Here is a 12,954-nt window from a genome sequence, read left to right on the forward strand (position 1 = left end):
GTTAGCAACCATGATTGCCGACCGTATCGAAACGGATCTGATCGGACCGCTCGCTGTACCGGGCCACGTGCTCTATGGCGTGCACACCCGTCGAGCAGAACAGAACCTCGATGTGTCCGGGCTGCGGCTGAAGGATTTTCCCGAGTTCATCCAGTCGATGGCGATGGTGAAAAAGGCTGCTTGTCTTGCAAACATGGAACTCGGACTGCTCTCGCCCGAAAAGGCCCAGGCTATCTCAGATGCGTGCGGCGATATCATCGAACTGAAGGGGATCGAAGAAAACTTCCCGGTTGACATGATGCAGGGAGGGGCCGGTACGTCGACAAACATGAACGTCAACGAGGTTGTGACCAACCTGGCCCTGATCAAACTCGGCGCCAAAATTGGCGATTACGCAAGGCTGCACCCCAACGACGACGTAAACCTTTCCCAGTCGACAAACGATGTGTATCCGACCGCAATCCGTCTGACGGTTTTGCGGGCCTGCGACGGGCTCGTATCGGCACAAGTCAATTTGCGTGATGCGTTTCGCGCCAAGGCGCTCCAGCACGCGAATGAGCTCAAGGTTGGCCGAACTCAGCTTCAGGACGCGGTGCCCATGACAGTTGGGCAGGAGTTCGGAGCCTTTGCTGAACTCATCGACGAAGATATCGTCCAACTTCAGTCGGTCGCGAGATTGTTGTTGGAAATCAACCTTGGGGGCTCGGCGATCGGCACCTCGATTAACGTGCCCCGCGAGTTCCCAGGCATCGTTTGCGGTCATCTGTCGCGAATATCAGGCATTCAGCTTGTTGCTGCCCGTAATTTCATCGAGGCAACGTCGGACACCGGCGGCTTCGTTTCCTTTTCGGGCATGCTGAAGCGCATTGCGGTCAAGCTCACCAAGATCTGCAACGATTTGCGCCTGCTTAGCAGTGGGCCGCTTGGCGGACTGGGCGAGATTCGATTGCCACCCGTGCAGGCCGGCTCTTCGATCATGCCGGGTAAAATCAATCCCGTCATTCCTGAGATGGTGAACCAACTCAGCTTCCAGGTGATTGGCCACGATCTTACCGTGACACTGGCCGCAAGCGCGGGCCAGCTTCAGTTGAATGCAATGGAGCCGGTGATCGTCTTGAACATCCTGCAATCCATGCGGTTGTTGACGAGAGGAATGCGGATTTTCAAAGAGCGCTGCGTGGACGGGATCGAAGTCGATTTTGATCGTTGCAGAGCGCTGCTTGATCAATCCCTCGTTCTGGCAACGCCCTTAGCAAAACTGATCGGCTACGGCAAAGCAGCCGAATTGTCCAAGCGCGCTTTGGCAGGCAAGAGGACCTTACGCCAAGTCGTTGAAGAAGCGGGGGTTCTGCTTCCCGACCAGGTTGAGCATATTTTTGGCAACAGCGCTGAGTTCGCTGGTCTCCCCGACGCCTCCCCGGCTTGAAGATTGGAAGACTGTCTCGCAAGTGATGACCGGGACATCCCGGTCGTCGGGCTTGGCGCAGCGGATGCCGTTCGCACAGCGCCAAATGGGTAAGGCGCCGCTCGCAAGAGACTGCTGGCCCTTACGTCAGCTGGTCAGGACCTGTCGTGGACGGCGATGACAGCCTTGATCAGCCCAGCCTTCTCGCGTGACCAGCGCGCAATGTCGTGAGGGCTCTTGGCCAGAGTGGTCCGGTGGGTCACGAGCCTGGTAATCGGTATTTCGCCGTCCCGGATCGATGCGGCGACCTGATCGAAATCGCTCCTGGTGGCGTTACGGCTGCCGATCACCGTCATCAAGAGCAGAGCCGAGATCGTGCCTCACTTACCCGTCCATTCGCGAATACGGCGCACGACCTCAGTTGTCGAGATGCCGTACCGATCGTGAAGTGTCGGCAGAGCACCGGCGTCCAGAAACTCGTCGGGAAGGGCGATCTGCCGAAAGGCGGGTGTCACGCCCTCGCGCATAAGCAATGCGGCGACACTTTCACCCAGTCCGCCTATGACGGTGTGGTTTTCCGCCACCACCACCAGCCGGCCAGCTTGGCGCGCGGCCGCAAGAATTCTCTCATTGTCCAGCTGAGATTGCCTCGGATAGTTTGTCGAACCCAGCCTTCTTCCCCGAAGCCCGTCGGCAGAAAAGGCGGACCCGGTATTCCCTGGTCCGCCTTTTTGCGTCCTTCTAATGGCGAGTTCGCGGGTAAGCCTTACGTCTTCGTTGCGGGGGAGAAAATGGAAAAGCGAAACGAACGGCGTACTGCGGCAGGAATCGGTGCAGAAAGGCCCACGCAAAGTCCCCACATCTTCGTCGGTCGCTCACTCCCCGGCGGGTGTACACGCTGGCGACCTTGTTTGACATCGCCACCCGCCGGACATCCGCTCGCCTTCCAACTCGGAATTCACCTAGGAACACGTCATCCTCCAAGCTTCGACCTGACGTTCCAGCGTCGTCCGTTACCGTGCTGCTCGAATGAGAAACTCGGTGCTGCGTCGAAATTGGTACAGATGGCGATACTTGCTCGATTGCTAAAATAGTGAAATTTTCGCCTCGAGTGCCTGGAAGCAGGATTGGGGAGATGTACTTTCCTCAGTTTCTGGTCGGAATGCTGATCACGTCGAGCGTAGTCGGAACCTGGGCCTATGAGGCCACGGGGTCCGTCTGGATGAGCATTGCCTGGAGCCTCCTAGCCGCGCTTCTGTTGCAGGTCGGCTATCTCGCGATTGTGTTCAGGCTTGTATATGGTCGGCGACACTCCGAGCCGAAGGCGAAGGAGACCGATCCGGACGCTGCCAAGCAACAATCCCTTCCACATCAGCCACGACATACGGACGGCCGCTGACCAACTGCCGGCTTGGGCGTTCTCGTCCCTGCTTTTTTGGAGACCCGTAGCGTCCGCGCATGCCCCCGTATGTGTCCGATCACAAGATTCCCGCCACATTGCCGACCTTTGGTTAGCGTCGCTCCCGGGTAACATGCAACAATTGCTGGAGTCGGACCGGCAGGTGCGGCGAGGCCTGCAATTCGGTACAGCTCTTTTTCCATCGGCGGAGATATTCGGCGATTGGAACCCCGCTGCGGCCAGGCCAGCGGTTGAGCGCGCCCAGCGCCTCAACGCAATCGGGAACCTGTTCGTATTCTGCGAGAATGGTCGGGCACATTGCTTGCGCGAACGGATTGAGACCTGGAACTTCGATCTCGTTTCGGTGGTCGGCGAACCACGTCGCAGCATCTCGGGTAAGTCCCTGGCTGTCGGCGAGCGCGGTATAGCGTTTGATTATGTTCCCACGATATTCGGCAATGGCATCGCCGAAAGCGTTGTCACCTGCGAAAGGCGGGTCCTGTTTCCAGTCTTTCGCCAGGCGTCCCAGGCCTCGCAGCGAGAAGGCCTCCACCATGGCTTCCTCCAGCCATTGGCAAGGCGGTGCCGGCTTCGCATCGGCCTGCCAGCTGTTGGCAAGCACATGGCCGAGTTCATGGCCGAACTGGTAGGCAAGCTTCGACCAGTCCCGTTCGCCGATGTCGACAATGATCCAGGCCATACTGCTGCCGTCGGGATGCAGCCAGATCGCCGGCTGTCCGGTGCCATGGCGGTCGACGCGGAGCCTTGCCGGCTGGCGATCAGACAGCAGTCGGACGCCGTCTAGGCAGGCGCGCCGCGCCTTTTCAACGACCTGTTCTGCCGCTTGCGGGAGCATGCGGCCCCAATTGCCCGCGAGTTCGAGCGGGGCGGACAGAAGCGTCGCGGGTGTCTTATTCCGGGGGGATGGCATAGCTGCATAGCCCGGGTCCAGGATGGCCGAAAACTTTGCCATTGCGGTAGCCGATGCTGCCGCAACGATGATGCCAACCGCCAAATCTCGGCGCCTCATAGCCTCTCCAGTTGCCGGACGCAAATCCTCCAAAAGTTCGAATGCCTGGTCCAAGCCGTCTCGCCAGCTACCACCGATCCGGCTAGACTTGAAGTTCTCTCAAGTGGAGGCCGGGGCGCAAGCTGGTTCGCTCGATGCAAAGTGAGTGAATGGACGAACCATCGCCAAAATGGGGCTAAAAGCGTCATGTCGGAGATTTATGTAATCAATCTCGATCGAAGTGTCGGGCGGCTGGATAAATTTCGCAAGTTGAACTCGCACCTGCCGGAAGTCCGGAGGTTCTCCGGATTTGACGGAAAATCCATCGACCGCGACAAGCTGATAGAGCGTGGGGTTATCAGTTCGGATTTGGAGTATGCGCCTGGGAGTCTGGGCTGCGCCATCTCGCACGTGACGCTCTGGAGAGAGGCCGTCGGTCGGCACAAGGTGATAACGGTTGCCGAAGATGATGCGATCTTCTCTCGCGAGTTCGAACGACATACGAACGCGCTCTTGGCGAACATCCCGGCCGATTGGGATTTCATCCTGTGGAGTGCAAGTCTGCGATGCTATGCCTGGCTAGATGCCCTTCCTGGCGGAACCGGTGCCAGGCTGGAGTTCTTTCCGGGCGAAGTCATGACGCATATTGCTGACTTCCAGGAGGCGGAAATCGAACCTGCTCTGCTTCGAGCGCGCTATCTGCTCGGCACGGTTTGTTACTCCGTCTCGCCACGTGGCGCGCGCGCGCTGTTGGAGTGGTGCCTTCCGATACGGCCGATGATCGTGGATTTTGCAGGCTTCGGCCTAAGGCTGAACAATGCAGGCATCGATTGCATCATGGCGGGCGTGATGCCCTCGCTCAACGCCTATGTGTGCTTGCCGCCGCTTGTCATCAGTGACGAACGGCCGGAGGAATCGGTACGGATCAATACGTGAGCGACAGGCTGGCGTTGACCGCAGTCGGCCAGTCCGTCCCATCAGGCAACCGATAGCCTTTTCACCGAACACCTTCTTCGCCGAGCGGCGCTGCTCGATCTTCGTGCCGGCGCCGAATGAAGAAATCGAGGTTGTTCCTGAGACGCTCATTGCCCGGGTCAAGCTCGAGCGCCATCTGCCCCCATTCCACAGCACGGTCCATCGCATTCAGGTGCCATGAGGCGATGGCGCCCAGATCAAACAGCCGAAAGCCCCAGCAGTTCGGGTCATCGAGATAGCTTCCGGTGCGACGGGTGTTTTCGATTCCGTTGCTGCACGCCCAGAACAGATTCAACCAGTCGGCCCTGCCGTGGAGTTCCTCCGCAAGGTCGGCCCAGATCTCGCGCCGATGCGGCGCTTCCATTCGCGCTTTGTCCAACCACACCAATCTCTGGTCCGGCATCATGCGTGCGATGTAGCGCATCGCTTCTGACCGTTCCTCGCCCCAGGTGCTTGTCGGCAAGCCAAGGTAGCGCTCAAGCAATTGAACGGCCTCGTCGGGCCGGTTGGCCCACATCAGGTCCCGCCCGAGCCAGAAACACATCTGTGCGTCGTCGGGATCTTCCTTGTAGGCAACCTCCATCAGAGGCAGGTAGCTGCTCCTGGTTGGCTTGGCCAGGTCCTGCACCTCGAACATGACCAGGTCGTTGCTGGTCGTGACCACCTCCCTTTCTCCGGTGAAGACGAGGGCCTCATGGACGGGGCGCTTGAAGCGATATCCCCAGCGATGGTGAAAATTCTTGGTGGCCCATTGCCGCAACGGTCTGGGGTCGCCGACACTCGCTCTATAGATCGTCTGGCAATAGAGGGCTGTCGTTTCGGGTCTCCAGGCCGCCTCCAGCTTGGGGCGCCAGCCGGGCTCGAGGAAACGGTCCATGTCCATCGTGCAGCACACGTCGACGTCGGCGGGGATGAGTGCCAGGGCGGCATTTCGGGCGTCATCGAAGCGCCATGGGCGGACCGCGATCCGGTGCACGGTAACGCCGGCGTTGATCAGTCGGGATACCGTGTCGTCGGTGCTGCCGGTGTCGGCGACTATCCGATAGTCGGCGCCGACGGCCGAATTTGCCCACCTCTCGACATGTGCGGCTTCGTTCAACGCGATGGTGTAGACCGCTATCTTCAAGGAAGGGGTCCGCGATTGGACGCAGTCGCTAAGCGACCTCCCGCTGAACGGCTGGACTCGCCCGAACCCGACCGCGCCGCCCTGTGACGCTCATCGAACAAGGCCGACGCCTCCGCGCTTGCGGATCGCCACTAGCCCTCCGAGCAATTTTGCCTGGCTAAGCTCGAAGTGGCTGTCGAAGAACCGGATTTCGGCAAACTGATCGGCAAGGTCGCTGATACCGACCGGGTCGATTGATCGGGCCGTGCCGTGCTGTTGGATTTCTCGCAAGATATGCTTGGTGAGTGTGATTTCACCGGCATTTTCGCCTGTTGGCTGCCAGTCGAGGTCTTCGATGAAATACCATCCACCCTCTGCGAGCAGCGGGAAGAATTCGCGAAGCGTCAGTTGCTCGTCGAACGAGGCGTGGCTGCCGTCGTCGATAATCACGTCAAGCGAGCCCGGTTCCAGCTTCGCCGCGACGGAGCGCAGATCCTCCAGCTTGGATTGATCGCAAACGAAAGACTTGAACCTCCCATTGTTGAACTGAGAAAAATCCGTCAGGTCGACACCGATCACCTCGGCGTAAGGAAAATAGGACTGCCAGAGCGCGACCGAGGGCGTCTCGGACTGGTTGCCTTCCGCCGCGATGCGACAGAGGCCGATCTCTAATAGCCTCCGCATGGAAAGTCTCCGGCTCGACAGCAGCCGCTCGTAGACGCGTGCGTAAGCATGCCGGTTGCCGGTATGGCGGTTCTTGTCGGTGTTGAAGCGATCAGCAAGATCGATGAGTGTGGGAAAGCTCCGCAGCGGCTCGACCAGCAAGGAGATGAGCGGCGCTCCTTCCCCGCCCGAGCGAGCCTCATTTCGTGCCGTCCACAGGTGTGTTCCGAAGACACGCTCATCATTCAGGTAGACAGCCACATCGGCGAGCGGCTTTTCGAACTCGCCTATCTCGGTCCAATCGATCGCGTTAAAGAACATTGGCCCGAAGACCCAATCGCGCAGATCGGCGCCTTGATCCGAAGCGATGTAGTCGGAGAGCAGTTTCGGGCCGATCTCGCCGAACCCCTTGCCGCTTGCACCGAAGAAGCGCTCGATTGACATCTCGTAGAGCGCTCTCAAATGGGGGCTGAAGGCTTCGGCATAGATGACGTTGCCGCAGACGAAGTGGCCTTGGTGCCCGCCGCGCCATTGCAGATTGAAAAAGTAATCGCCGCGGAACGGAAACGGTCGCAGCATGACCACGTCGCAATCCATCCACAACCCGCCATGTTCGTAAAGCACGGCGTAGCGAAAGGCGTCGCTGAAATAGCGGATCTCGGAGCCGGCGACCATTCGCTCGAACAAGCTGCGCGGCATCACGTCATCCGCGGCGCGTACCTCGACGCCGAGCGGCACGAGGAATTGAAGCTTGTTCGGCGAGTAGCTCCAGACCCTCACGGGATGGCCTGCGGCGCGCATCGACGTGGTGGCGGCAATCAAGGTCAGATGCTTCGCAGTGTCGGAAAGCACCTCGTAAAAGCAGTGGATCTGAGGCAGCGCGGCATCTCCCCTGTCCAGGAAGGGGGCTATCCGGCTATCGAACGCCCAGGATTGATCGCGACGCTCATGCGGCGAGTCTGCGAAGCGAAGGAACGGCGCCAGCTCGAGCAGGACCTCCTCTGTGCCTTTCGCATTGCCGGAGAGGACAATCCTGCTCGCCTCCTTCGGGAGTCCGCTGTCAGGCCGGGTTTGTTGATGGAGGTCGCCGGGTTCTTTGCGCTGCTGGGCCGCCGCAATTTGTATGGTCGCACCGTCCGCCGACGTCGTCGCAAGTGAGCTCCAATATGCCTCGCTTGCGAACAAATAGTCGGTCCTCTCCAGCAGCGAGCTTACCTCCGAGGCATCGACGGCGGCGATCCACGCTTCGCTCTCGGCGACGCCGTACGAAATCAGCAGGCGCTCGTCTTTTGGGTGCCAGGCTAGGCCGGCGGCAAATTCACCCCCCTTTTCATTGAAGAAGAACGGCCGGCTGATCTTTGCCAAGCAACCTGTTTCGTCCAACCAGACGAAGCGGTGCTGGCAGTATGGCTGAGCCCCGTCCGGCCTTGCCCGCGTCTCGTGCGCGAGTGTCAGCCATCCGCCTTCGAAGGCAATCGCCTGGGTGCCTCCCTTGAGCTCGTCGGCAGCGACGGAAGACGGCTTTTCCGATATCGTCTGCCCTTGATCGCCGACAATGCGGATGGAATCACCCACAGAAAGGAACTGCAGCCGCTCCCGGTCGGTGCCGATGCCAGCCGGCTTGACGAGGGGGAGCCAGTTGTTGCCGTTCATCTTCGCACCGATCGGCCGGAGCACTCGCCAGTCAGTCATCCGGTATGGTGCAGGCCCGCCATGGTCGATGCGCGCGATGACCGGTTCGCCTTCTGCGGCCGACGCGCGCATATAGGCGCTGCTCCACAATTGCCCCTCCCAGGCAAACGGACGCATGGCCTCGAGGCCGCAGCCGTAAGCAGGTCGCGGCAAGTCGGTCGGCTGTGAAATCTCGTCGGCCGACGCGATCCCGAATTCGCTGTCGATGCGCAGCAAGAAATTGCGTGTGTGCACCGCCGCTCGATCCGGCGCTCGAGCCCGGAGGTCCTCTTCCGCCGCCGCCAAGGTGATGGCCCCCTGCAACACTACGATCTGGTTGTCCCAGCGAGCCACGGACGGGTTTGAGAGCCGATAGCCCTCGGGCGGCACGAAGGCGACCGGTTGCGCAGTGAACGATGGCATCATCGTCTTGGCGGGCTCGATGTAGAAGAACAGGTTGGAGCGCGCCAGATCGCGGGAACCGTCGGCGATGCTGCGGCTCAGCGCCAGCCAATTGCACACTGCGAACCCGCGGTCCTTGCGCAATGGATCGCTGGCGTAGTTTGCCGCGATCGCGTATTCCTCGCGAAGGCCCGTCGTGTAGATGAAATCCTCGAGAAACAGGATGTCTTGCTCCGGTTTCCTGATCGCCAGACCGGCTTCCGAAAACAGCACGCTGGCGTCATTCATCCCCTTCTCGCGATGGAACCGCGCGAGGTCGTAGAGGGGTTCGGTACGTTGCGGGCGCTGATTGAAGGCAGCAAGCGCCTGGCGAATGAAGCCTGCGTCGTCCCCGAGCTTTCTTAGGCAGCGCGCCTCCTGCAGCCGGGCGTTCCATGCTTCCTCGTCCCAGCCGCCCATCGCCGCGCGTTTGGCGTAGGCCACCGCCGCCTCGGCCGTGCGTCCGGCGTCGCGGTAGGACTGTGCCAGGTAAAACCAGTATCGGTGGTTCTCCGGGTCTTTCTCCAGCGCCTCCAGCAGGAGCTTGATGTCGCGCTCGAACTTGTCGACGCGGTTCGATCCGGTGGCGTGGTCCTTGTACCAAACGCCCTGCAGTTCCTTCACGTCGCCGGGAACGTCGAGATATTCATGCGTCACGCCACGGTAGCGGGCGCCGGCATCGCGCCTGACGATGCGGGTGTTCCAATAGGCGAGGTCGGAACCGGATCGCTGGAGCAGCCGATAGCCGGGACAGTCGAGCTGCGCTCGGAAGCCCGCGTCCTCGACGACCAACTCCATGTCGGCGTCGTCGAAAAGCAGATAATCATAGACGAGCGACGAAGCATATGCATGATCGAGCGCGGCGTTGCGGGCCTGCTCGAAATTTTCGAAGGGGAACTGATGCAACTCCCCGGGCAGGTCGCGATCGGCGAAGAAAGCCCTGATGTAATCCTGGGTCCCGTCGGTCGACCCGGTGTCGCCGATGACCCAGCAGTCGATGTGGTCGACAACCGCCCCCAGACAGCGCTGCAGGTTCGCCATCTCGTTCTTGACGATCATGTTCAGGCAAAGTCGCTTGCCCGTGGTCATCCGTGAAATTGCCATCTCTCGCTCTGACGTTGCGCGACGTTCAGCAATGCCATTCTTCGTGCCGCGGATTAATTCGCGGAGCCGTCTCGAAGCTCCTATTGTCTACTTGTCCCGCCACCGGAGCGGCTAAGGTCCTCAGACGATCTCCGCCCACTTCACCGCCATTTGCCGAGCGACGTCAAGATCGACGAAGCGGTGGTTGGCGTCGACCCATCGCCACGCCGAAACGGGATAGCGGGAGCTCGATCCCGATCACGTTTCTGGGTTTGACGCAAGTTGCCGGGTGAGGTTAAGTTATGGATTTCCAAAATATTTTCTAGAGTTGCGGTCTGTAATATTTCCTGACCTAATACTTTAGAGGTAGGCCGGTTTAGTCGCTTCCATAGTTTACAGATCGCTAATTTTCAAATTTACTAATTTGCTGCTGTGAGGGGGGGCCCACAGGTCGTGGGTAGCTGGCAGTCTGCGGAAGTCGTAGGGGAGTCAAGCCAGAGGGTTCCGGAGTAGCAAGGCCAAAGTCGCGGACGACTAAGGCACGTGCGTTAGTGAGCGCGCGGCCGAGTGAGCGTTTGTCTTTTTTGTTCGGGTCGAACAGGTTTTTCCACTCCGGAGCTCTCTCGCGAGTTTTCGCCAAGAGATCGGCGTCGGCTGTGACGGGAGTGGATCGTGTATCACGTGATATCACGTGCGTTTCCCAGGGAGTTTGAAGCCCGCCGCTTCGACAAACTTCAAACCTATCCGCAACTGAGCGCCGCAGGCCGTGCCCATCTATGCGCCGGCGGGAAATTTGTTGCTGCAAGGTGCGGCGGATTGCTCCCGTGCCCCGCATCCAAACCAAATCTCAACAGAGCTGTTCAAACCGAGTGCCGTCGGAAAACGGCGCCGTCTGCGACTTCCTGCCCGCCGATCGGACCGGGAGTCGTCTGGAGCAAAGGCTGCAGCCCATCACGTCTTCGCGCGCGAGCTTTCGCGCGAGTTTGCGGCCAAGCCCGTCGGATCGGGGGCGGTACTGCGGTGATTGAAAATCAAGTGTCAAGCAGGAGAAGCCGCGGCACCAGCCGCCGCTAATCGGGGAGTGCATGATGACCTACGCAACTTCGTCTACTGCAATGGACGTGACCGTTAGGGGCGTTTTGCCCATCGGCGACGCGACCGAGCATATAACCTATTTCATTCTGGATGCCGCCAAGAACGCGATCGTCGGCCAGGTCATTCTTCCCGCCGCCGTCAAGCGAAGCCACGCTGTCGCAATAACCGTGAAGGTTCCGAGCACCGCCGGCTCTCTCGCGATCGGGACATTTGACGATGGCGGGAATTTCCAAGCCTCCGGTTTCCTCCGCGTGGAGGCCCCCCTCGTTGGCCGCCCAAGCGGCGCCGTCGGGCCGTCCGGAAGATGACCGCGGCCAAGCGCAATTTCCGCGCCGCTCGCCGACTAAGCCGGTGGGCGGTTTCCCTTTTGAAATGAATTGGACGCGAACAGGAGCCAGTCATGGCCCGTGCCTCTGAAATTCTCTTTGTGGATCCTTCGATCTCCGATCTCGAGACTGTTCTGAGCAACGTCCGGCCGGGGATCGAGGCCATCCTGGTCGATGGCCGTCAAGCGCCGGCGGCGCAGATGGCTGCGGCGCTGAGAGGGCACGAAGAACTGCACGCGGTCCACATCATCGCGCACGGCGCACCTGGTCGGGTTGTTTTCGCTTCAGGAGAATGGTCGGTCGGGACGTTGAAGGGGGCGGCTGAGGAATTCGCCGCGATCGGCAGGGCGCTCGCTGCGGACGGCGAACTGCGGCTATGGAGCTGCGAGACGGCTCGAGGAAACGCAGGCGATGCGTTCGTCGACGCTTTGGAAGCGGCCGTCGGCGTGGATGTCTGCGCGTCCAGTTCGCTTGTCGGTGCGGCAGTCCTGGGCGGTGCGTGGGAACTACCCGCACGTGCGGGCGCGTCGGCGCCCCTGCCGCCGCTGACTCCAGTTGGCGTAGCAAGTTACATCGGGGTGCTTGCAGCGGCCGATCTCACACTCACCGGGGACATAACTGCTGGCGGCAGCTCTTCGGCTGTTAACACATACTATATAGTGGACACTCACGCGATTCCTCCGACCAATCCGTCGCTTAATACTGCCGATGATACAGTTGTTGGTAGTTTTCAGCTTCCGTCTGCAAACCAAAACGGTTTAATCACAGACTTTTCTACAACAATAACGATTCCAAACACTACTGATATTTATTTTGTCTACGACAGTACTTTCAAACTCTACGGTACGCTTTCTCCAGTTCCCGGAGGTTATAGTTTTACGCCTGTAGATAATAATAATGGCGATAATGGCAATCACTTTGATACCGCTGCCTTCATCGCCACCACAGGTCAAGGCGCGACCGGACCCGCGGGTCCGACTGGAGCTACAGGTGCCGCAGGTGCGACCGGCGCGACAGGTGCGACCGGGGCCACGGGCGCTACCGGAGCAACCGGTGCGACTGGCGCTACCGGTACGACCGGCGCTACGGGCGCTACCGGAGCAACCGGCGCGACAGGTGCGACCGGGGCCACGGGCGCTACCGGAGCAACCGGTGCGACTGGCGCTACCGGTACGACCGGCGCTACGGGCGCTACCGGAGCAACGGGCTCGACAGGCGCGACCGGAGCAACCGGCGCCACAGGTGCGACCGGAGCCACGGGCGATACCGGGGCAACCGGTGCGACCGGCGCTACAGGCGCGACTGGCGCCACGGGTGATACCGGAGCAACCGGCGCCACAGGTGCGACTGGCGCCACGGGTGATACCGGAGCAACGGGCTCGACGGGCGCGACCGGAGCTACAGGCGCCACAGGCGCGACTGGCGCCACGGGTGATACCGGAGCAACGGGCGCCACCGGCTCGACAGGTGCAACTGGAGCGACAGGCGCTACCGGCGATACCGGAGCAACAGGCGCGACCGGCTCGACAGGTGCGACCGGAGCAACCGGCGCCACAGGTGCGACTGGCGCCACGGGTGATACCGGAGCAACCGGCTCGACGGGTGCGACCGGAGCAACCGGTGCCACAGGTGCGACCGGCGCCACCGGCGATACTGGAGCAACCGGCGCCACAGGTGCCACCGGCGCCACAGGTGCGACCGGCGCTACTGGTGCGACCGGCGCCACGGGTGATACAGGCTCGACTGGAGCAACAGGCGCAACGGGCGATACCGGAGCAACCG

The 12,954-nt window shown here is 60.7% G+C and carries 8 protein-coding genes and 2 pseudogenes; 5 read left to right on the forward strand and 5 right to left on the reverse strand.

The window, feature by feature from the left end:
- The first annotated feature begins 10 nt into the window (after positions 1 to 10).
- Positions 11 to 1,426: an aspartate ammonia-lyase gene (locus EOA79_RS02150; RefSeq protein WP_127334750.1), complete on the forward strand. Its 1,416-nt coding sequence runs from the start codon at positions 11 to 13 to the stop codon at positions 1,424 to 1,426.
- Between the two features lie 134 nt (positions 1,427 to 1,560).
- Here the strand turns inward: EOA79_RS02150 and EOA79_RS02155 are convergent.
- The 3 genes and pseudogenes from EOA79_RS02155 to EOA79_RS02170 all read right to left on the reverse strand — a co-directional run.
- Positions 1,561 to 1,761 (reverse strand): annotated as a pseudogene (locus tag EOA79_RS02155) (dehydrogenase); the annotation flags it as partial.
- 24 nt (positions 1,762 to 1,785) lie between these two features.
- Positions 1,786 to 2,043 (reverse strand): annotated as a pseudogene (locus tag EOA79_RS02160) (transketolase C-terminal domain-containing protein); the annotation flags it as partial.
- A gap of 873 nt (positions 2,044 to 2,916) precedes the next feature.
- Complete coding sequence (locus EOA79_RS02170) at positions 2,917 to 3,777, reverse strand: hypothetical protein (RefSeq protein WP_095826394.1); 861 nt, start codon at positions 3,775 to 3,777, stop codon at positions 2,917 to 2,919.
- A 243-nt stretch (positions 3,778 to 4,020) separates the two neighbouring features.
- Here EOA79_RS02170 and EOA79_RS02175 point away from each other — a divergent pair, with 243 nt between their 5' ends.
- On the forward strand, positions 4,021 to 4,749 hold the full coding sequence (locus EOA79_RS02175; protein WP_095826375.1) for a glycosyltransferase family 25 protein: 729 nt from the start codon (positions 4,021 to 4,023) through the stop codon (positions 4,747 to 4,749).
- 61 nt (positions 4,750 to 4,810) lie between these two features.
- Here the strand turns inward: EOA79_RS02175 and EOA79_RS02180 are convergent, their stop codons facing one another.
- Entirely contained in the window at positions 4,811 to 5,914 is a 1,104-nt protein-coding gene (locus EOA79_RS02180; RefSeq protein WP_095826374.1) for a glycosyltransferase, read from the reverse strand.
- A 90-nt stretch (positions 5,915 to 6,004) separates the two neighbouring features.
- On the reverse strand, positions 6,005 to 9,292 hold the full coding sequence (locus EOA79_RS02185) for a glycosyltransferase (protein WP_128292734.1): 3,288 nt from the start codon (positions 9,290 to 9,292) through the stop codon (positions 6,005 to 6,007).
- A gap of 24 nt (positions 9,293 to 9,316) precedes the next feature.
- On the opposite strand from EOA79_RS02185, the gene EOA79_RS02190 reads away from it, so the two are divergent.
- The 3 genes from EOA79_RS02190 to EOA79_RS02200 form a co-directional block, all read left to right on the forward strand.
- Positions 9,317 to 9,763, forward strand: coding sequence for a hypothetical protein (locus tag EOA79_RS02190; protein WP_128292735.1), 447 nt, complete (start codon positions 9,317 to 9,319; stop codon positions 9,761 to 9,763).
- Positions 9,764 to 10,836: 1,073 nt separating this feature from the next.
- Entirely contained in the window at positions 10,837 to 11,154 is a 318-nt protein-coding gene (locus EOA79_RS02195; RefSeq protein ID WP_095826372.1) for a hypothetical protein, read from the forward strand.
- A gap of 92 nt (positions 11,155 to 11,246) precedes the next feature.
- Positions 11,247 to 12,954 (forward strand): DUF4347 domain-containing protein (locus tag EOA79_RS02200; RefSeq protein ID WP_128292737.1); only part of this gene is annotated, 1,708 nt, incomplete at its 3' end.

The organism is Mesorhizobium sp. M1A.F.Ca.IN.020.03.2.1 (genome assembly GCF_004023205.1).
Lineage (GTDB): Bacteria > Pseudomonadota > Alphaproteobacteria > Rhizobiales > Rhizobiaceae > Mesorhizobium.